The 19423-nt window shown below is 42.2% G+C and carries 18 protein-coding genes, 1 tRNA gene and 4 pseudogenes; 9 read left to right on the plus strand and 14 right to left on the minus strand.

Annotation, left to right across the window (positions count from 1 at the left end):
- Together BG55_RS22550 and BG55_RS22555 are read left to right on the plus strand one after the other, a co-directional pair.
- Positions 1–158: pseudogene (locus tag BG55_RS22550) on the plus strand (IS630 family transposase); the annotation flags it as partial.
- Positions 159–188: 30 nt separating this feature from the next.
- Positions 189–371 (plus strand): annotated as a pseudogene (locus BG55_RS22555) (colicin E1 family microcin immunity protein); the annotation flags it as partial.
- 71 nt (positions 372–442) lie between these two features.
- Here BG55_RS22555 and BG55_RS10755 read toward each other — a convergent pair.
- The 10 genes and pseudogenes from BG55_RS10755 to BG55_RS21870 form a co-directional block, all read right to left on the minus strand.
- Positions 443–1525, minus strand: coding sequence for a colicin-like pore-forming protein (locus BG55_RS10755; protein WP_084276269.1), 1083 nt, complete (start codon positions 1523–1525; stop codon positions 443–445).
- A gap of 275 nt (positions 1526–1800) precedes the next feature.
- Positions 1801–2220 (minus strand): hypothetical protein, encoded by a 420-nt coding sequence (locus BG55_RS10760; RefSeq protein WP_034937454.1) that lies wholly within the window; start codon positions 2218–2220, stop codon positions 1801–1803.
- Positions 2217–2822, minus strand: coding sequence for a pesticin C-terminus-like muramidase (locus BG55_RS10765; RefSeq protein WP_052018791.1), 606 nt, complete (start codon positions 2820–2822; stop codon positions 2217–2219). Before BG55_RS10765 ends, BG55_RS10760 begins: the two co-directional genes overlap by 4 nt.
- A 353-nt stretch (positions 2823–3175) precedes the next feature.
- Positions 3176–3601: a hypothetical protein gene (locus BG55_RS10770; protein WP_034937456.1), complete on the minus strand. Its 426-nt coding sequence runs from the start codon at positions 3599–3601 to the stop codon at positions 3176–3178.
- A 73-nt stretch (positions 3602–3674) separates the two neighbouring features.
- Positions 3675–4070 carry a DUF943 family protein gene (locus BG55_RS10775; RefSeq protein ID WP_034937457.1) on the minus strand — a complete coding sequence of 132 codons (396 nt, stop codon included), beginning with the start codon at positions 4068–4070 and terminating at the stop codon, positions 3675–3677.
- The gene (locus tag BG55_RS10780; RefSeq protein WP_034937459.1) at positions 4067–4909 is read right to left on the minus strand and encodes a YPO3983 family protein; all 843 of its coding nucleotides are present in this window, start codon (positions 4907–4909) and stop codon (positions 4067–4069) included. Before BG55_RS10780 ends, BG55_RS10775 begins: the two co-directional genes overlap by 4 nt.
- 1347 nt (positions 4910–6256) lie before the next feature.
- Positions 6257–7403 (minus strand): annotated as a pseudogene (locus BG55_RS10795) (IS3 family transposase).
- Between the two features lie 439 nt (positions 7404–7842).
- The gene (locus BG55_RS10815) at positions 7843–8373 is read right to left on the minus strand and encodes a DUF2778 domain-containing protein (RefSeq protein ID WP_034937465.1); all 531 of its coding nucleotides are present in this window, start codon (positions 8371–8373) and stop codon (positions 7843–7845) included.
- Positions 8374–9399: 1026 nt separating this feature from the next.
- Positions 9400–10005, minus strand: coding sequence for a hypothetical protein (locus BG55_RS10820; RefSeq protein ID WP_152542733.1), 606 nt, complete (start codon positions 10003–10005; stop codon positions 9400–9402).
- Between the two features lie 40 nt (positions 10006–10045).
- Complete coding sequence (locus tag BG55_RS21870) at positions 10046–10258, minus strand: helix-turn-helix transcriptional regulator (RefSeq protein ID WP_034937468.1); 213 nt, start codon at positions 10256–10258, stop codon at positions 10046–10048.
- Between the two features lie 427 nt (positions 10259–10685).
- On the opposite strand from BG55_RS21870, the gene BG55_RS23405 reads away from it, so the two are divergent.
- Genes BG55_RS23405 through BG55_RS22560 form a run of 3 tightly spaced genes read left to right on the plus strand, consistent with a single transcriptional unit; the run spans position 10686 to position 12471 of the window.
- A complete protein-coding gene (locus BG55_RS23405; RefSeq protein ID WP_268745057.1) occupies positions 10686–10817 on the plus strand; it encodes a hypothetical protein in 132 nt (43 codons plus the stop codon).
- Positions 10818–10852: 35 nt separating this feature from the next.
- Positions 10853–11797, plus strand: coding sequence for an AAA family ATPase (locus BG55_RS10830; RefSeq protein WP_084276271.1), 945 nt, complete (start codon positions 10853–10855; stop codon positions 11795–11797).
- Entirely contained in the window at positions 11794–12471 is a 678-nt protein-coding gene (locus BG55_RS22560) for an HNH endonuclease family protein (protein WP_152542735.1), read from the plus strand. Before BG55_RS10830 ends, BG55_RS22560 begins: the two co-directional genes overlap by 4 nt.
- A 315-nt stretch (positions 12472–12786) precedes the next feature.
- On the opposite strand, the gene BG55_RS10840 is transcribed toward BG55_RS22560, so the two are convergent.
- The 3 genes and pseudogenes from BG55_RS10840 to BG55_RS10850 form a co-directional block, all read right to left on the minus strand.
- Positions 12787–13599, minus strand: coding sequence for a DUF6387 family protein (locus BG55_RS10840; protein ID WP_034937473.1), 813 nt, complete (start codon positions 13597–13599; stop codon positions 12787–12789).
- 10 nt (positions 13600–13609) lie between these two features.
- Positions 13610–14797: pseudogene (locus BG55_RS10845) on the minus strand (tyrosine-type recombinase/integrase).
- Positions 14798–14961: 164 nt separating this feature from the next.
- Positions 14962–15038 (minus strand) — tRNA-Arg (locus BG55_RS10850).
- A 187-nt stretch (positions 15039–15225) separates the two neighbouring features.
- Here BG55_RS10850 and folD point away from each other — a divergent pair.
- Together folD and ybcJ are read left to right on the plus strand one after the other, a co-directional pair.
- A complete protein-coding gene (folD, locus tag BG55_RS10855) occupies positions 15226–16092 on the plus strand; it encodes a bifunctional methylenetetrahydrofolate dehydrogenase/methenyltetrahydrofolate cyclohydrolase FolD (RefSeq protein WP_034937475.1) in 867 nt (288 codons plus the stop codon).
- Positions 16092–16304, plus strand: a complete 213-nt coding sequence (gene ybcJ, locus BG55_RS10860; protein WP_034937477.1) for a ribosome-associated protein YbcJ — start codon at positions 16092–16094, stop codon at positions 16302–16304. The genes folD and ybcJ overlap by 1 nt, the downstream gene beginning before the upstream one ends.
- Positions 16305–16477: 173 nt before the next feature.
- Here the strand turns inward: ybcJ and cysS are convergent, their stop codons facing one another.
- Complete coding sequence (gene cysS / locus BG55_RS10865) at positions 16478–17869, minus strand: cysteine--tRNA ligase (protein WP_034937479.1); 1392 nt, start codon at positions 17867–17869, stop codon at positions 16478–16480.
- A 234-nt stretch (positions 17870–18103) separates the two neighbouring features.
- On the opposite strand from cysS, the gene ppiB reads away from it, so the two are divergent.
- Entirely contained in the window at positions 18104–18598 is a 495-nt protein-coding gene (ppiB, locus tag BG55_RS10870; protein ID WP_034937481.1) for a peptidylprolyl isomerase B, read from the plus strand.
- Positions 18598–19329, plus strand: coding sequence for a UDP-2,3-diacylglucosamine diphosphatase (gene lpxH / locus BG55_RS10875; RefSeq protein WP_034937483.1), 732 nt, complete (start codon positions 18598–18600; stop codon positions 19327–19329). Before ppiB ends, lpxH begins: the two co-directional genes overlap by 1 nt.
- The last annotated feature ends 94 nt before the right edge of the window (positions 19330–19423 follow it).

The raw sequence follows: 19423 nt of genomic DNA on the forward strand, positions 1-19423 counted from the left end.
GGGTGAACCACGTTGAACGGCTATGGCAGGCACTGCACGACACAATAACCCGGAATCATCGGTGCCGGACAATGTGGCAACTGCTGAGGAAGGTTAGCCATTTTATGGAAACCGTCAGTCCATTCCCCGGGGCGAAACATGGGCAGGCAAAAGTGTAGCGGTATTAGGCGCACCTATTTAGTTGTTTATTATATCCTTCTTCAAAATTTTTCATCGAAAAAATTGCTTTAAAATTTACCTCTCGCAAGTTTTGGGAAAGTGGGTATTTTTCTGAAGACATAGGAAAATATGGATTGTATGCAATTTACTTTCTGTTTTGTTTCATATTTGCCATACCCTTCAATGTTTTTTATTTATTTATGAAAAAGTGAAAATTGATAATGACCACCCCCGGCTGATGTGGTTTTACATTTATAAAAAATATGAAAATTATAATTTTAAATCATTTAAGACCTAAAGAACTGTTAATTTCATTAATAAGACTATCGTTAATCATCGCACCAACTACAGCCATTATTACAGCATACCCTATTATGCCAATAGGCGTTCCAATAATCAGACTAAAAGCAAAACCAGTTGCTACAACTGCAACTTTACCTGCTGCAATCGTTTCAAGTTTTACAAAGACAGATCTCCACTGGTTAGTTTGAAGGGCAGTACGAATCTCTCCTACGACATCTACAATGTCAGCAATGGTGCCATAATAACCCATCGCTACACTAAAGCGCTTGAGATTACGAGCCATGCTACTGTATTCAACTGAATTCAATGCGTTGAGCATTGCCATGCGATCTGATTTTGAAAACTTCATCACATTTTTATCTTTATAATTTTTTAGAAATGCGTTGTAGGCATCAGTTGCGTTTCTGAGTCTTTTACCTTTAGCTTTGTTTGCAAAGTTTCTTGCGTGATTCGCAAATCTTTCACTGAACTTATCAGTAAGGACACTATAGAAGTCTGTGGTGAATTTTATGGCTTCCTGAATTTCTGAATCTGGCGGTAACTTTTTACGGGTATACTCTATAACTGCAATTTCTGCTTTAGATCTTCTGACAGCATTTCTGGCGGCTGTTATTCGAGTGCCTGATTGGCTGCTATTAGCCATCGGTTCATTCACTGCGATGGTGTTTTTAAGTGAAGCAATATTTGCATCAGAAAGGTCCAGATTATAAGAAACAGAACCACCCGGAGCCTCGCTGTTTCCTGAAGATCCATTAGATGTAGATGGAGGAGGGTAACCGAGATTTATGCCATAACTATCCCCAGGCTTAGGGTTTTGATCTGGGATGCCAATTACCTCACCATCGGTAGAATAGACGTAAACTGAGAATGTATTTAAAGGTATCCCTTTACTTTTTGATGTTTCTTGTGCGATAAGTCGGCTTAATTCCGCCATATAGCCATTTGTATTAGAGTCATTTCCTGAGTTAGATTCTCTATTTCCTGAGTTACCAGTGCTACCATTATAACCTGATGAATCACCACGTTCAGAACTCCATCCTGTTCCGTCACCAAAATTGCTCATAACAGTTATCCTTAATGATTTTTTAATTCCATATTTTGTGATAAGTCTTTAACTTTCATTCATAACCTTAACAACCAGCTCTCCGTTTTTTTACATGCAGATTTAGTTGATAATAATTTAAAAACCCCTCCAAATAAACATTTAACAAGAGGTATAACTAGAATTTCTGTAATTAAAATTCAGTATAGTTAACATGAAAAAATAATTATAGAGCTTTCTGGCGAGAGCGAGTTCCTTCGCCGGCGTTTTCTGTGAATCCTTTTCTGCCATCTTCGTCAGAATTTGTTTTTTATATAATAATCAATTCGACTTAAATAATTCCCAGTGAGACAAACATAGTATTTGGAATTGTATCCAAAAGAATCTTTCTCGTATAAAGCAACTTCAGCCAGACAGGAATTTTTAAGGTAAACATCCCACCCCTCCTTTGCTTTTTGTTCGATATTTATTATTTTGATTTTATCAGCCGGAGTTTCCTTTGAATTTTTTACTGACTGAATATAAGATTTATATTCCTTTTCATAATCCTTTTCTTTTTGCTCTTTAAGATCGATGAGGCACGATTCTACTTCACCAGAATGCCTGATACTCATGCATGGTTTTAATGCCTCAGTGATAGTATTTTTTTCCACTAACTCAGCCAAAGAGTTGCTTAGTGTAAGCATATAAATTAAAACAGCATAGACTATTCTCATTTTACATATCTCTGAATATACGGGATACGGCATCTTGCAGATTCATGCAGCATTATATCAGGATTATTTCTTATCAGTTTTATAACATAATCTTTATTGTTCCTCCCAAAAACTGGCACCATTTCCCGTGACATGGCCCCCTGATATTTCATGTCAACAAAAACTTCTTTCAAAGCCGGGGGTATTTTATCCCATGAAACCGAATCCTGTTTTTTATATTTGTTATAAAATCGAATAGAATCTTTTACATACCTGGCATAGACTTTTTCGAAAAGCCTCAGCTGTTGATGTTCGGTTAATTCAATCGTGGAGCCTTTGTTGTTTTTTACGAATTCGCTGGCAGCACAGTGACTTTTATGAGCGCCTCCGGCTATTTTTTTCGCTTCATCCAGAGGGATGCCTGCAAAGGTTAAATCAGCAATGATTTCTCCGGCAGACCTGTGCTTCATGTCATAACCACGTCCAAACGTAACACCTGAGCCATATGTATTACATTTCGATGCCACGCCAGGCCAGTGCAGCTTTCTTGAGTAATAACGACTGCCAGCCAGGTTATTTCCTTCAGCCCTGAAGGTCAGTAGTCCTTCTTTTGGTTCCAGCATAATAAAACTCCTTCCCTGTTAATTTCCGCCCATCATTGGCGTGGGAAACATGTTAGCAATCTGCATGTTTTCCCACAACCGGGTCAGAAAGGATTAAGACGCCTGCCCGGTATTTTATCTCCTGCGGTACCGGCCCACCTCCCACCGGGTAAACGGCAAATCATCCTGTGTCTTCTCTGTGACCAGCTCCCACAGTCGTATCAGTCGCTCCCCGCCGCTGTATCGTGGCTCACTGCCGTTTTTCAAGTACATCACCGTTGAGAGAGGGAAGCGGGGATTTTGTTAGTATTGCCCTGTCACCTGAAGCGCCCAAAGCTTAAAGTGACTTTAAAACTTATTTTCTATGCAATATTTTATTCCGCCTTCTCTACCATCTCGACACGAATGGAGACAGGTTTTTTTTCAATTTCAACAGATACTGTTATATCAGGATCATTGCCAATCCAGTTACTGCTGTTTATATCCCCACCACTTTTTTTATAACCTTTCTTTTCCAGATACGCATTAATTTTGCCTGTTTCCGTTGTGCCTGAAAAAATCACCTGATATATTTTCGCCGGATTAGGCCCGGATACATTGCTGTAATGGAAGTCGTAAACGTCACTGGCACGAGGCATATTTTTCAGCAATTTCGGCGTATAAAAATTATATTCCTGCTTATCCTGTTCCGTATAATCAGCACCATCAACAAACTCCATTCTGAAATATTTTATTCCGTAAAAAATAATAATTACGCATACAACCAGAACGGCCAGCATAATTTTCAATGGCTTTTTCATGCGTCAGGTTCTCCCCTGCCCAGGCGAATAAAGCTGCGATTGGGTTCAAAATGATCCTGTGGATAGATTACATTCAAAAATCATACTTCACGCTACCATCTCTTGTGCGCCAGATTGTCATAAGTATATTTTTATCGAGGCAATTTTTAGGTGAAGGAATGTCTTTGAAACAAGCCCGTTCTTCTTTCCCTTCTTCCTGATAGCCTTTTCCGAACTCATAAATAAATATCAGAAACGGTCCGGAACTACCGGAAGGGATGTGATATTGTTGACGTATTCCATCCTGATTACTGATCCACCATTTAATCTTGTTTTCCTCACTAAAAGGCAACCTGTCTACAATAACCTGTGCTGTACTTCCGTCATAGTGTGCATCAATTACTTTAACTGACTGCCTGTTAGTATAGAAAAAAAACAAGACTCCTGCGATTAACAAAAATAAAGCAGTATAGGGAATCATCTTTTTCATCGGCTACCTTCTATTTCAATGACGGCATCCATCTTAGTCAGAAATGGACGAAAGCCAAATTTATTGAAGCGCTGAAGAACAAACCAAATCCTGAAAAAATGAAACTGATTAAATTTTTGTTTTCTTATATCTTCAGCATCAAGACCAAAGTGATCCTGCGCCGTAAATCTGACGCTGGCTTTCCATCCTGTATCATTCACATCGAGGCTTAATATATCAATTCTGGTTGCATGAACGTCATGCACCGTTATACCCATTCCATTTATTTTATTCAAAAATGTATCAAACTTAGGAAGCACCGAGAAATTTATTGCGGATTTTAAATCATTTACTTTTTCCTGCGGAAAGCCCTTATTTTCGTAATCGATGAAAGTAGTGATAGCTTCCCGCATAACAGTGAAAGTGTTCTTTATTGCGTAATTCGATTTAATTTTTTGACGATAAGCCGCGTTCAGCTGAGTATCATTAAAAGGCGAGCCTGATGCACGTTGAAAGTGTCTTAACATCTGATTGATGAGATGTCTGTAAGGGCCAACAAAGGAGAAAGGCAAAGAGGTTATCTGCATTTCTTTAAACAACAGCCGAGCACATTCCTGAACGCTGACCTTTCCGCCCCGATGAACACCACCGTATGCGCCAGAGAAACGCGATTGAGGGTTATCAAAGGCAGTAAACCGGGTTAATGAATAAGGGTCAATCACGTTGGAAATCGTTGTCAGCCCGAATTCACTTTTCAACCTTGCTTCAGACAGATCGCCGTGACGCATATCGCTGGCACCGTAATCATTAAAGCGACGCTGTGTCGTAAATATTGTTTGAGGAAAGATAGCGTTAGTCACAAAAAGTACTCCTTTACTTTTGCATTGTTGAAACAGACCTCGCGGTTTCGCTGTCTGTGACTGCCCGCCTGCTGATAGCGGGAGCAACAGAGTAGCAATCCTTATGATATCTCACAACCAACCTTACCGATTTCGAATCATCTCCTGCGGTACCGGCCCACCTCCCACCGGGTAAACGGCAAATCATCCTGCGTCTTCTCTGTGACCAGCTCCCACAGTCGTATCAGTCGCTCCCCGTCGCTGTATCGTGGCTCACTGCCGTTTTTCGAGTACATCACCGTTGATTTAGCGGCGATGAGATGACGTGCTATGCGCTGATGTGTGAATCCTGCGCGCTCCAGATCAGTTATGACGCGAAACCAGTCAACCTGCATCTCTGCCCCCTGTGCGTTCAAGAGGAAAGCGGCGAATGATGTGGCTGGTCCACGTCGTAAAAAAATAACAAATGTAAAATTAAAAAAAAGTGCCATTTGTTTCTCAAATGGCACGGTGATCCACAGTCAGGTTGTTCATACCTCCTTTAATTATAGTCTGTTGCCCTCACTGTCAACAATGTAGAGTCCCACCAGTCGGAGGCTCTCTATTAATGTCGGCATATTAGTGACAAACTCATTACCCCTCAGCACACGGCCCGCTTTAAAAATGCCGTCAGCATTTCTGTTAATTAATAATGGTCCGCTTAATTTATCAATCCCTGGTATTAATTCCTCTGGAATATACATAGTCTGCCCCCGTTAGATTTTAATCGTCCCGTCCGTTCATCCCTGTGCGCAAGAAACAGTTAAGCGTTTTTTACCGGCTAACTCAAATAAAATAAGAGAACGGGCGAGAGAATTTTTATAACCATAAAATACAACCGGCCCTGAAACAGGACAATAATCAAACCAGCTTAAATTGAGTTTATTAGCCGCCATACAATAAGTTAAATCAGTTACTGGTGCCGTCGGATGCACCAGATTGCATTGCGCGTCCACCAGCTAAATCAGGAAAAAATTCGCGATTACCGATTCAGACACTGAAAACGCTATTCAGGAACTAATATTATTACCCTGAGATTTTTTTCTGTTGGCCTGCTTCGAATGGCCTTCCTTTGACGCTTAACTCGTGCTTAGAACTCAGGATCAAACCTCAATTTTTCACCTGATACCGCAGCTGCAACAGAAAATTAACCATTTTAAATAAAGACATTTATACCAAATTTGACAGCGCAGACTATGAAACTCCGGTATGAAACCAGAATGTTTAAATTGCGATTTAACAAGCAGATAATCTAATATGAATATAAGGAATACACACTTGAAGTTGTGGTATGTAGTCCGACTGGACAATTTCTCATTTCAAATATTTTTAATTAGTGTTATTCAAACTGTAAGCACACCCATATTGGATCCACGCACTTTTTGAGATTTCCGATTTCTCAGCCATCAGCCGGTACTCTGCCGGCGTCAGGTTATTCAGGGATTCGTGGGGGCGCTCGCCGTTATATTCAGCCAGCCTGCACTCTGTAAATTCCCGTACTTTATTCAGTGTTTTGATCAGATAAAAATCCAGTATTTCAGTCCGGTATGTACGATTAAACCGTTCGATAAAGGCGTTTTGCGTCGGTTTACCCGGCCTGATAAATTCCAACACCACACCATGCTCTTCAGCCCATTGTGCCAGCGTCAGCGAGATCAGTTCCGGACCGTTATCCATCCGCATCTTTAGCGGATATCCGCGGTTTGCCACGATCCTGTCCAGCACTCTCACGACCCGTTGCCCCGGGATATTGAGGTCAATTTCGATCGCCAGTGCTTCGCGGTTAAAATCATCCATCACGTTGAAGGTCCGGAAGCGTCTGCCGCACACCAGCACATCATGCATAAAATCGATCGACCAGCTCTGGTTCATCGCCTCTGGCGTCGCCAGCGGAGTCGGGTTACTCACCGGCAGGCGTTGTTTACTCTTGCGGCGAAAATTCAGTTTAGCAGGCAGTAAATCCGGTGAACTCTCTTATGGTTCCAGACGTTGCCCTGCCTGCGCAGTACCTGAAAAAGCTTTTTAAATCCATATCGCGGATAGCGTTCAGCCGCCACGGTCAGCGCCACAATTACCGGCTCATTCCGTCGCGTATCTGGCTGATAAAGAAATACCGTCCTGCTCAGCGACAATGTCCGGCATGCCTGGCGTATGCTCATCGAAAACTGTGCGGTCAGAGAGCTGACGAATTCACGCTTTATCGCTGATTTTAAAGATTTTTTTCAATAACGTTTTTCAGTACCCGGCACTCGAGGCTCACGTCCGCAAACATCTGTTTCAGCCGGTGGTTTTCATCTTCCAGGTCTTTCATCTTTTTGATATCAGAGGCTTCCATACCGCCAAACTTCGCTTTCCAGTTGTAGTACGGGGCCTAAGAGATGCCAGCCTCGGGGCAGACGTCTTTAGAGGTGCGTCCGGCTTCGACGGACTTCAGAACGGCGATGATCTGGTGCCCGGTGAAGCGTGCTTGGCGCATGGCAATCTCCTCCGGGAACATAGTCAGTATGTCAGAAGATCTCTAATGTGAATGGTCCGGTTTGCCGGGATACTTACAGGGCAACCACCCCATCATTAAAGTCAGAATCAACCCTGTCCGCGACAGGGTGTGTTGGTAAGCAACAAAAATCTGCGAGCACGAGGGGTGACGATAATCAAAGCATAAGCCTCACTTCCTGAAAATGAGACTTCTGGCCGCTAATGAGAGCAACCACGCGATGACAACCACCGCCAATATAGTCACTACAGTTGTGGCCGGGTCTTCTGCCCATAAGTAATCGCTACCCACCCACTCCAGACCACCGGGGCCAATTTTGAAGAACAACCATGAGCCGAAGGTCAAGATCATACTATTTAACGGCGTGATATACCTGATCAGCAGCATTGCCAGGAAAAGGTAAATCAGGCCAGCGAATATTTTAATTAACACATTTCGCATAATCCGCTTTCCCCATCACATCGACATAACCATAAGCCATCAGGCCACTTCTGGAACTAGGCACTTTTACCTTGCTGGTACGCAACAAAGCCTGCCTTATTTGCTTAAAGTCACTTACCTTGAACAAGGTAATGCATCCCCATGATTCGCCACTTCCATCCGGGCGCAATGGGTGCAGACGGAAACCAGTACGCTTTACACCATTAACATAGGCGTAATCATCCATCGTCTGCGAATTATATAGTCCAAACCATTCTGAATGGTCTGTATTATGCAGAAAATCCAGAAAGGCTCGCCTGGCTTGCGTGTAAACACCGCCCTGAGGTGGTTCCACAATCCAGTAGCGACCGACTGGTATTGACCCCTCATCAGCAAGATATTCACAATTCGGATCGTTGATGTGTGTTTTGCGGCCACTAAGAACGGGAAAACGGCCAACGCCATTAATCAGTAATTCTCCCTGCCCGCTTTTTCTGGCCTGGTCGTCATACACCATGCGCATTGTCAGCATTTTTAAGAATTCCATTCAAAAAGATGTCAATAATGTTAACGTGGATTGATGATTTCAGTTACTGGTGATTTGATCATGAAATGGTACTGGGATGTGACGTGGTGGGATCACAGCAAATCGTCATAACTTAGCTAAGGGTAAATGGCATGGCCCTTAGCGCTCCCCACCCCTTCAACTGCTACACGTCCAACAATACAGCGGATAACGTTGCCGCTGTGGATTACTGCTGGCTCCAATACCGGGCACGGCGGCATTTTCGATGTGCCGAATTCGAACCTTTCAGCCCTTTCATCCTTTTAAGCAACTACCGCTTCCAGTCCATGCAGCTCATACTTCCAGCTATTGCGAAACTTACCAGCATGCTCAGGTGGAGCACCTGGAAGAAACCCTTTAGATGCTTATCGGCATCTGTGCTTTCGGCCAGACATTCCATTTGTTTGATGGGCCAACCGTGAACAGAACCTGTATGTAAAATTGACTCACTCGACACAAATACGACACAAGGAGGAAATCAGGCGGAATTAAATTATCGTAAGATATTGATTTAAATGACAACACTTGCAGAACTCGAACCTTCTAACCAATTATATGTTCTGTATGTGATTTTTTTCATTACAATTTGCGATCTGCCCCCAGAGATGCACCCTTAGAAAATAACCACTCTCACGGCTGAGGTTCATCACTGCATGAATGTGTGGGCGTAAATGACTCTGAACATAGTAAATGTTAAGAAAATTCTCAATCTACCTTACAAACAGAAAATGTACAATACTTAATCATTTGATTTAAAGGGATTAATTTTAAATGAAAGGAATCGACAAAAAACTGATCATCTTCACTACAAAAAAAAGATTGAACGTAGTCATACCCGATTAAAGAAGAAAAGTTAATAAATCCTTACTGCACAAGCAATACAAACCCGAAAAAAAAATAAATTGCAAAGTATTTTGTTAAATTTCAGCATGTTTTTGACTTCAAACTTTACATAATTTGAAATTTTGGCAATTCAGATGAAAATCTTTATTATCATTTTTCTTTATAGTAAAGTCTCTCTACTTCCTTCCAGTATTTTTCCTTCATTGCGCTAATTTTACTTCGAAGATCATCTGTCATGTGAATTATCAACATTCCATTGTCTAATATATGATTAAGAAACATCTTTGTTATATCTTCAATGCTAAGCTTGAGTAGGTAAATGTCATCTGTCATAAATGAATCTTCATCTGGTAAAAGATCTGGCATTGTGTCCACATAATGGTTGAGCATACTTCTTTTGATACTTAAGCTACATAGCAATACATAGTCTTCGCCCTTTTCAGTCTTTTTTACAGCGATATTAATTTCATTCTGTGTGATTTTCTTTGATAGTCCTCTTAGTAACTCATTACATTTGACCACTGACAGTATGGTTTCATAGATATAATTTCGACTCTCTTCATCTAACTCTGGTAAAAACTGGAATGGGTTGAATTGGCTGTCTTCAAGGTAATAGCTTAAACAAACCATAGATCTCCTATTAAATGTATTCATAGGTAATAATCTGATAGCTTCACCATCAAAAAGCTTATCAAAGTTCTTTTGACTCACAAGACTTGAAAGACTGCCAATATTCATGAATTCTTTTATTTCCACAATGTCCTCACTTTTTAGTTGTTATTGGTTTGAAGCATTACTATCGAGCTTTTCTCGAATTGCTAATGGTGTCAGAAACCCACTGATCGATCTCCGCCTCAATAAAGGCAACTGCTCTGGAACCTAACTTGATAGGTTTAGGGAATCTATTTTCAGAAATCAATCGGTAAACCCATGCTTTCTTGTAGCCTGTTTTATGCAGGACTTCAGGTAAGCGAATGAGTCGAGTAGTGCTTGGAGTTGCTGTAATCATGGTTTTATCCCCTCGTCTGGTCGATGAGTTGATACTAAAGAGACGAGAGTGACCTTTGAAGGGATTCTGTCCAAATAAAATTTTCTTGGAGGATAATTATAAAATATTTTACGGGAGAGAAAAAAATACATTGATGCCTTGACTTTTTTTCTGGGATGGATAAATAGACTTTTAAAACTTAAATTTCAGTTCGCGGTTCCTTCACGATTATACAGATATGCATACCTACTCCTTGACACAAACTAATAATGTGGAAACTAAACTAATCAACTTATCTTGCTAAAAATTTACTTTACTTTAATTATATTTATGTTTACGTTTGTTGGGCTAGCGACTTTAGTCAGAAAAACATCCGCCAAAACACAACTCTTCCTAAAAGCTTCCATGCTTTATGCCACTTGATGAGTTACTATCAAAGGATTAGTTTATGAGTCATACAGAAGAAGAAATATATAATACTTTAATCAACGGCTTGAAACCTGGAAACATTTATTTTATCACTGGGAAAAATGGTTCAGGTAAATCAAGATTTTTTCATATTCAACAAAACACATTTTGAGTAGTAAAACGTCTTTTTTTAATAGAATAATTTGCATGTCAGGAACAATGCATGACAAATTCCCTCCAGAAATTTATAAGAAAAACATTGAAAATCAAAATATTGTTTACCTTGGAAATAAAGTCAACAATAATATGATTTCAGACATTGCCCCCTTCCGCACTCTTTGTAAGTTCGTATTAAGAAAAGTTAGTGATTATAATGAACCTATAACTACTAATAAATATCTAATCGACTATGCGTTATCAAGGCTTAACTTTGAAGATAAATTTATTTTTAAGTTTCGCTATGGTAAAAACCGAAAAGAGGAGGTGTTTTCGTCAGTTCCATCTGAGTTGACTATTAGCCTTACTAATCCTCAAGACAATACAAACTTACTAAAAAAATATGTAAATCATGTTGAATTAGGTGATATTCTGCTTTCCGACATTAGTTTTCATAGGAAAGGAAGAGCATTTGGACTTTCAGAATTGAGTTCTGGAGAAAAACAATATGCTCTCGCTCTTTTTGGTTTTTTTTATTGCGGTTGTTCGAATAGCATTATTTTCTATGATGAACCAGAAAATTCCCTCCACCCTTTATGGCAATTAACCATAATAAATGACTTATCACTTATAATTGATAAATTATATCCTGATGCCACTTTTTTAGTTGCGACTCATTCACCTTTGATAGCAAGTAGCGTTCGCAATAATAAAACATTTATCTGTGACTTTCCTTCTGGGCAATCTTGGAAACAATCGGACTTATTCGGTCAAGCAAGCGACACTGTTTTACGTGAACAGTTTCACTTGTATTCTGCTAGATCGCCAGAAATTTATGAAATCATCAATAAATGCCTCGATCTTATTTCTAATAATAAAAAACATTCTTCAGAATTTAAGAACCTTCAATTCAACCTTAAAAGTTTTAATTTACAGTTAACTTCTGATGATCCCTTATACAAGGTCGTCAAGACAATCTTGAGTTTTAATTTATGAAACCTCTCAAACCTGTTGCACGCTACGTTATAAACAGAAAAGAATTTAAAGAACCAATCAAAAACTTTCTTTCTGGTAATATATCTTGGAGTGATAATTCTCTTAAACAAGTAAAAAAAATAATTAGAACGCTTTTAAGATTAGAACAGAAAGGTATTTGTCCCTACTGTCAAAGATTAATCATCCCTGAAAGAAGAAATGTTGGTGAGCATATTGAGCATTTTTTTGATAAGTCAAAGAAAAAATATTTAAAATTCGCTTTCTCAGCTTCAAATTTAGTTTTATCTTGTCAGGCTTGTAACGTCGTAAAATCAACCAAAGATATGCTTCCTGTAGGTCGGCAAACATTAATATATTTGAGAGAGGCAGAATCTCCATTTTTATGGCCACATCCATATTACGATGTGATGTCTGATTGTATTAGAAAGCTTCCTGGACCGGTGTATGAACCTATAGTTGGTTCTGGCCGTGAAATTGAATCCAATCGATTGATAAAGGATTTAGAACTCAATGAAATTAAGAATTTAGAGATGCGGCATAGTACACTCGCTTATAGACGAGATCGTTTGATTGATATTCTTGGAAGACTTGCTGAAAAAGATGATTTGAGGAGCATGGCAAGAATGCGCAGACTCACCATTGAATTAAATAAAGTAAAAAATGAAATAAATTAAAATTTAATTTTTTCATCATCTTTAAAGGATGTTACTATTTATTTTTCCAAAATAGAGAAGGTTCTTCACCAAATTACGGGCCTTCTTTTAAGATTAAATCAATATTCAATATCATTAAAAAAAATGGATTCAATAAAAATATTCTCTTTAATTATTTGCAATCATTTAATATTAAATATTTGTGATTTCATACGATTCGTTTTGCTATGCTTTAAGACTTAATTAAAACCTTTCTGTATTTACATATAATAATCTTCGGCTTTTATTATTAATACTTAGCTAAAATGTAATTGAATATTCTACACTTACATTTGTTTAAAGCATTTTTTTCAACTCTGTTAGTTTGACATCGATAAGGTGACTGTTTTTGTTAATATAATTCTCTATGTTTTTACTGGTCTCACCTGACAATGCTTTTTCTGCTATTGGACGATCTGTATCCTTGATTTGTTCTTCTCCTCGAACCTCATCTGTAAGCTTAGGATAAAGCACTCTGGAAAGTATGGTGTTTGAAAGAGGAATATCTTTTAACTTAGCCCACATAAGCAAATCCATCATTGGAATGATACGGTAGTCAACTAACTTTATAATCCTTCCCAGACCAAAAACTTCTTGCTTCTTCCCCGTAATCCCATATTCTTTTCGCCATACTGGAAGCAGTGTACGAAGCGAGCCTATGATTTCATCATCTGATGAGCTTTCGAGGTCAAAGAAAGTATAAACTCTACTTTCATTTTTTCCTATTACAACAGATCTCATACTCATAGCAATTGGTAGTTCTTTAACCTCTTTCTTCAGTTTACCACTTCCTTTGTTAAACGATTCTTGAGATAACATCTCAAGAGATCTTTTAAGGTTTTCGATGTGTGCGAATGTCACTTGTCGTATGTGTGTTTGACTCTCAGTTAAATGATTATTGATATCTATCTCTTTACTAATTACTGGTTTACCTGCAAGAATCCTTTCAAAATAAACATCCCCTTCACCGAAAAACTCAATTGAATCAAGTATGCTTTTTCTAACTTGGAATTCCTTGTGGAAGGCTTTCAAAGTGCAGAATTCAATTTCAAGATAATTGTCGTAGTTGAACCATTTCTGAATCTCTGTATAAATCTCGACTGTTTTCATACTCAGACCTTTAGTTAATTGATATTTTTTGCAATTCTTTTAGATAGTCTGCATACCATTGCATCATCTCACGACGCCCTTCCAAATACTGAGCATGGTTGTAAGTGCCTCTAATTGTATTTCTGTCAGCATGTGCAAGCTGAGTCTCAATCCATGAACTTTAAAAACCCTGTTCATGCAGAATTGTGCTTAGAGTATGTCGAAAGCCATGTCCTGTTGCCTTTCCGTCATAACCAATCTTTTTTATCACCTGGTTTATACTGGCTTCACTCATACTTTTTCATGAGTCATTTCTTCCAGGGAAAATAAATTTGAACCCACCAGTAAAACTTCTTAACTCTTCCAAGAGATCGATTGATTGCTGTGATAAAGGGACTATATGAGGTCGCTTCATTTTCATTCGGGAAACTGGTATCTGCCAGAGTCGTTTCACGAAATCTATTTCAGACCATTCTGCTGAACGAAGCTCAATCGTCCTGAGTCCAGTTAGCATGAGAAGCTGTGTGGCGATTTGAGTGATTTTACTACCAGAGTAATCTTCCAGATGCCTTTGAAACTCACCCAGCTCATCTACCGACAGATGAGGAAAATGTTTTTGTTTTGGTGCTTTCAGCACACCTACCAGATCTGATACTGGATTATGTTCTGCTCTGCCAGAAATGACTGCATAGGTGAAGATTTGACGACATGCCTGACGAGTTTTCTTCAGCTTATCGAGAACACCACGACTTTCCATTTTACGAAGAACATCGAGCATTTCCTTAGCATTAATCTCAGCAACAGGTCTTCTGCCTATGTAAGGGAAGACATCCTTCCTCAAGTATTCAAGAATGTCATCAGCATAGCCCTCAGACCAAGAAGGTTTCTTATGTTCATGCCATTCAATGGCAATCAGTTCAAAACTGTTGCTTACAGCCATAATCTTAGCTGCTTTGATATCTTGTTTTTGCTGGCTTGGATCGCCACCTTCAGACAGGAGTTTCTTAGCTTCAGATCGTTTGATCCTTGCTTCAGCGAGTGTGAGCAATGGATATGTGCCGAAAGTAACTCGTTTTTCTCTACCTGCGATCCTATATTTTAGCCTCCAACTCTTTGTTCCATTTGGAAAAATCTCAAGATACATCCCACCACCATCGGCAAGCTTGTATGATTTTTCCTTAGGCTTAGCTGAGTCAATTTGTCGAGCTGTCAACTTCATATGGGGGCATCCATTTCATTGAACCTAGTAATGCCCCCTATCCTGCCCCCAATCGGAACAAGAACGCAATAGGTGACCTTGGACCAAGATGGACCATAGTGAAGTGTTATATTCTGATTTGAAAGGAAAAAGTAGACTAGAAAGGATGTTAATAGAAGAAAAGATGGCACGCCCTACAGGATTCGAACCTGTGACCTACGGCTTAGAAGGCCGGTGCTCTATCCAGCTGAGCTAAGGGCGCACGGGATACTGCGTGGGTCGAATTATACGGTGCGAACCCGACGAGTCAACGATTTTACCGGGTAAAACGTCCTGTTGCTGCACTATTAAACAACTCCCGCTGAAACTGTGCCTGACAGCAGAGCCTGCTTCTGACAAAATAGCCACCATTCCCCGTTTCAACTCAACACAGATGGATCCCCTTTCTGATGGTAGCTAAGATTATTGACGGTAAAACGATTGCGCAGCAGGTGAGACAAGAGGTTGCCGAAAAAGTAAAGCAACGCCTTGCAGCTGGCCAGCGTGCGCCCGGACTGGCGGTTATTCTGGTCGGTCAGGATCCCGCTTCAGAAATTTATGTTGGTAGCAAACGCCGCGCCTGTGAGGAAGTGGGATTTGTCTCCCGCTCGTACGATCTGCCCGCATCCACCAGCGAAGCTGAACTTCTGGCGCTGATCGAACGCCTGAATAACGATGACACCATTGACGGGATCCTCGTTCAGTTGCCGCTGCCGGCAGGAATTGATTACGTCAAAGTGCTGGAGCATATCTCACCGTCGAAAGACGTTGATGGCTTCCATCCCTACAATGTTGGCCGTCTGTGCCAGCGCGCCCCCAGGCTTCGTCCCTGCACCCCACGCGGCATAATTACTCTGCTTGAACGATACAACATCGACACCTTCGGCCTTAACGCCGTGGTGATTGGGGCCTCCAACATCGTGGGCCGGCCAATGAGCATGGAGTTGTTACTGGCTGGCTGTACTACCACCGTGACTCATCGCTTTACCAGAGATCTACGTCATCATGTGGAACATGCCGATCTGCTGGTCGTGGCGGTAGGAAAACCCGGCTTTATTCCGGGTGACTGGATTAAGCCGGGCGCAATCGTTATCGATGTTGGCATCAATCGTCTGGACAATGGCAAAGTGGTGGGCGATGTCGATTTCGACGCAGCAGAAAAACGCGCGGCCTGGATAACGCCGGTGCCGGGCGGCGTGGGCCCAATGACGGTGGCCACGCTGATTCAGAACACGATGCAAGCCTGTGAAGAGTTTCACGATGGAGGAGCACAGTAATGGCAACGTTTTCTCTGGGCAAACATCCCCATGTCGATCTCTGTGACCTGCTGAAACTGGAAGGCTGGGTGGAAAGCGGTGGTGCAGCAAAAGAGGTTATTGCTGACGGTCTGGTAAAAGTTGATGGCAACGTTGAAACCCGCAAACGCTGTAAAATTACCGCGGGCCAGCAGGTCAGCTTCAACAGTATGTCGGTTAAGGTGACCGCCTGATATCACGTCAGGTGGTGAGGTTCTGGCACCAAGGCCTTTTTGTGCAGAACCTGCACAAGTGGAAACAGCTCCGTCAGGTGTTTGCCACCCCGCCATATCACACTAAAGCAAAGCCGCCTTTTGATGAGGGCGGCTTTGCTGCGTTTGCCCGGCTGAAAAGCAGATATCCGTTGTTATCTGCGACGCCAGCTGGTTCCCTGCGGGCCGTCTTCGAGAATAATTCCCAGCTCGTTCAGCTTGTCGCGTGCCACATCTGCCTGCGCCCAGTTTTTCTCTTTTCGGGCATCATTGCGCATCCGGATCAACGCCTCAATTTCAGCAACCTGGCTGTCATCATCGTGCTGATGCGTATTTTGCAGGAACAGATCCGGGTCCTGCTCCAGCAGGCCCAGTACCGCTGCCAGCTGACGCATTTTTGCAGCCAGCGTATTCGCCGCCGCCGCATCTTCGCTTTTCAGGCGATTCACTTCACGCGCCATGTCAAACAGCACGGAATACGCTTCTGGCGTATTGAAATCATCATCCATTGCCTCGCGAAAGCGGGCTTCAAAGTCTTCACCACCCGCAGCCGTCGCGGCAGCGTCAGTATTGCGCAACGCGGTATACAGACGTTCCAGTGCAGCGCGGGCCTGCTTCAGATTATCTTCGCCATAATTCAGTTGACTGCGATAATGACCCGACATCAGAAAATAGCGCACGGTTTCCGCATCGTAATGCGCCAGCACATCGCGCACGGTAAAAAAGTTATTCAACGATTTGGACATTTTCTCGCGGTCAACCATCACCATCCCGGAATGCATCCAGTAATTCACATACGGGCCGTCATGGGCGCAGGATGACTGGGCAATCTCGTTTTCATGATGCGGAAACATCAGATCCGAACCCCCGCCGTGAATATCAAAATGTGTTCCCAGCTGTTTGCAGTTCATCGCTGAACATTCAATATGCCAGCCAGGGCGACCGTCTCCCCAGGGCGAAGGCCAGCATGGCTCGCCCGCTTTCGACATTTTCCACAGCACAAAATCCATTGGATTACGCTTCACCTCGGCGCTGACTTCAACCCGGGCACCGGCCTGTAGCTGCTCAAGATCCTGACGGGAGAGCAAACCGTAGTAGGCATCACTTTCAACCGAAAACATCACGTCGCCGTTACTGGCGACATAAGCGTGTTGACGATCAATCAGTTTGCTGACCAGTTCAATGATGTCGTTAATGTGCTGAGTGGCGCGGGGTTCAAGATCCGGCGGCAGAATGTTCAGCGCTTTAAAATCCTTGTGCATTTCAGCGATCATGCCATCAGTAAGCTGCTGAATAGTTTGCTGGTTTTCACTGGCGCGCTTGATAATTTTGTCATCAATGTCGGTAATATTACGGACATATTTCAACGAATAGCCCAGATAGCGCAGATAGCGGGCCACCACATCGAAGGCGACAAAAGTGCGACCATGGCCAATATGACAAAGGTCGTAAACGGTAATGCCACACACGTACATACCGATTTGTCCGGCATTGATTGGTTTAAATTCCTCTTTCTGGCGACTCAGGGTGTTGAAAATCTTAAGCATTGACACATTCCGTTTTTTTTAGCGTGTGCGGGGATTACGTGTGAAACGTCTATTCTGACGCATTGTTAACGCAAGCGCCATGCAAAACAAGGTTGTGCTGTCAGGGCGTTATGCAGCAATGCTGACTCGTCATCACATTTTGTGATATAAGAACGGTCTGCTGAAATGTGCCACCTCAGCAATCAGGCGGCACCGGCTAACCATTAATTACTTGAACCCGGACAGGATGAAAATATGGTCACTTTCCAGACTAATCATGGCGATATCGTTATCAAAACCTTTGATGATAAAGCACCGGCTACCGTCAAAAACTTCCTGGACTATTGCCGTGAAGGTTTTTACAACAACACCATTTTCCACCGTGTCATTAACGGATTTATGATTCAGGGCGGCGGTTTTGAGCCGGGTATGAATCAGAAAGCAACCAAAGAAGAAATTCGCAACGAAGCCAACAATGGTCTGAAAAACACCAAAGGTACGCTGGCAATGGCCCGTACTCAGGCACCGCACTCTGCAACCGCACAGTTCTTTATCAACGTGGCAGATAACGATTTTCTGAACTTCCGTGATGAAAGCCTGCAAGGCTGGGGTTACTGCGTGTTTGCTGAAGTGGTTGAAGGCATGGACGTGGTAGAAAAAATCAAAGCGGTGGCAACCGGTCGCAGCGGCATGCATCAGGATGTGCCAAAAGATGACGTGGTCATTCAGAACGTTACCGTCAGCGAATAATGCCTCATACGCTGTTCATCGCAGATCTCCATCTGTGTAAAGAAGAACCGGCAATCACCGCCGGTTTTCTTGCCTTTTTGCAACGTGAAGCCTGTCAGGCAGAAGCCTTATATATTCTTGGCGACCTGTTTGAAGCCTGGATTGGCGATGATTTTACCCAACCGCTACACACCGAAATTGCCGCCGCTTTGTCAGCATTAACCCAGGCCGGTATTCCCTGTTACTTTATCCACGGCAATCGTGATTTTCTGCTGGGTAAAAATTATGCAGCTGCCTGCGGGATGACGCTGCTGCCAGAAGAAAAAGTATTGGCTCTCTACGGCAAACGTATTCTGATTATGCATGGCGATACGTTGTGCACCGACGATCAGGCCTACCAACGCTTTCGCCGCAAAGTTCATCAGCGCTGGCTGCAAAAGCTGTTTCTTACCCTGCCCTTGTTTATTCGTAAGCGTATAGCCACTCGAATGCGGGCTGACAGCAAGCAGGCCAATCGTGGCAAAGATTCGGCCATCATGGACGTGAATCAGGACGCGGTTATCCGCACCATGACTCACCATGATGTGCACTATCTGATTCACGGCCACACACATCGCCCCGCGATCCATCAACTGACGGTCAACGGACAACCCGCCCAAAGGCTGGTATCCGGCGCATGGCATCACGAAGGCTGGTTAATCCGCGTAAGCGAAAGCGAAACCACGCTGATTTCCTTTCCTTTTGAGAAATAAAGAGCCGCGCGATTGCTTTACTGACGCCCACGCAACCGTTTTCCTCACCGTGCAGTCATGGTATTCTCTCTGCCCTTCCCATCTGATGGCGTAA

This window comes from Erwinia mallotivora (assembly GCF_000590885.1).
Taxonomy (GTDB): Bacteria; Pseudomonadota; Gammaproteobacteria; order Enterobacterales; family Enterobacteriaceae; genus Erwinia; species Erwinia mallotivora.

Excerpts from the sequence above, each read along its gene's own strand:
- BG55_RS10755 (WP_084276269.1), bottom strand. The coding sequence starts at position 1,525 with ATGAGCAATTTTGGTGACGGAACAGGATGGAGTTCTGAACGTGGTGAT.
- BG55_RS10760 (WP_034937454.1), bottom strand. The coding sequence starts at position 2,220 with ATGAGAATAGTCTATGCTGTTTTAATTTATATGCTTACACTAAGCAAC.
- BG55_RS10765 (WP_052018791.1), bottom strand. The coding sequence starts at position 2,822 with ATGCTGGAACCAAAAGAAGGACTACTGACCTTCAGGGCTGAAGGAAAT.
- BG55_RS10770 (WP_034937456.1), bottom strand. The coding sequence starts at position 3,601 with ATGAAAAAGCCATTGAAAATTATGCTGGCCGTTCTGGTTGTATGCGTA.
- BG55_RS10775 (WP_034937457.1), bottom strand. The coding sequence starts at position 4,070 with ATGAAAAAGATGATTCCCTATACTGCTTTATTTTTGTTAATCGCAGGA.
- BG55_RS10815 (WP_034937465.1), bottom strand. The coding sequence starts at position 8,373 with ATGCTGACAATGCGCATGGTGTATGACGACCAGGCCAGAAAAAGCGGG.
- BG55_RS21870 (WP_034937468.1), bottom strand. The coding sequence starts at position 10,258 with ATGATTACAGCAACTCCAAGCACTACTCGACTCATTCGCTTACCTGAA.
- BG55_RS23405 (WP_268745057.1), top strand. The coding sequence starts at position 10,686 with ATGAGTCATACAGAAGAAGAAATATATAATACTTTAATCAACGGCTTG.
- BG55_RS10830 (WP_084276271.1), top strand. The coding sequence starts at position 10,853 with ATGTCAGGAACAATGCATGACAAATTCCCTCCAGAAATTTATAAGAAA.
- BG55_RS22560 (WP_152542735.1), top strand. The coding sequence starts at position 11,794 with ATGAAACCTCTCAAACCTGTTGCACGCTACGTTATAAACAGAAAAGAA.
- BG55_RS10840 (WP_034937473.1), bottom strand. The coding sequence starts at position 13,599 with ATGAAAACAGTCGAGATTTATACAGAGATTCAGAAATGGTTCAACTAC.
- folD (WP_034937475.1), top strand. The coding sequence starts at position 15,226 with ATGGTAGCTAAGATTATTGACGGTAAAACGATTGCGCAGCAGGTGAGA.
- ybcJ (WP_034937477.1), top strand. The coding sequence starts at position 16,092 with ATGGCAACGTTTTCTCTGGGCAAACATCCCCATGTCGATCTCTGTGAC.
- cysS (WP_034937479.1), bottom strand. The coding sequence starts at position 17,869 with ATGCTTAAGATTTTCAACACCCTGAGTCGCCAGAAAGAGGAATTTAAA.
- ppiB (WP_034937481.1), top strand. The coding sequence starts at position 18,104 with ATGGTCACTTTCCAGACTAATCATGGCGATATCGTTATCAAAACCTTT.
- lpxH (WP_034937483.1), top strand. The coding sequence starts at position 18,598 with ATGCCTCATACGCTGTTCATCGCAGATCTCCATCTGTGTAAAGAAGAA.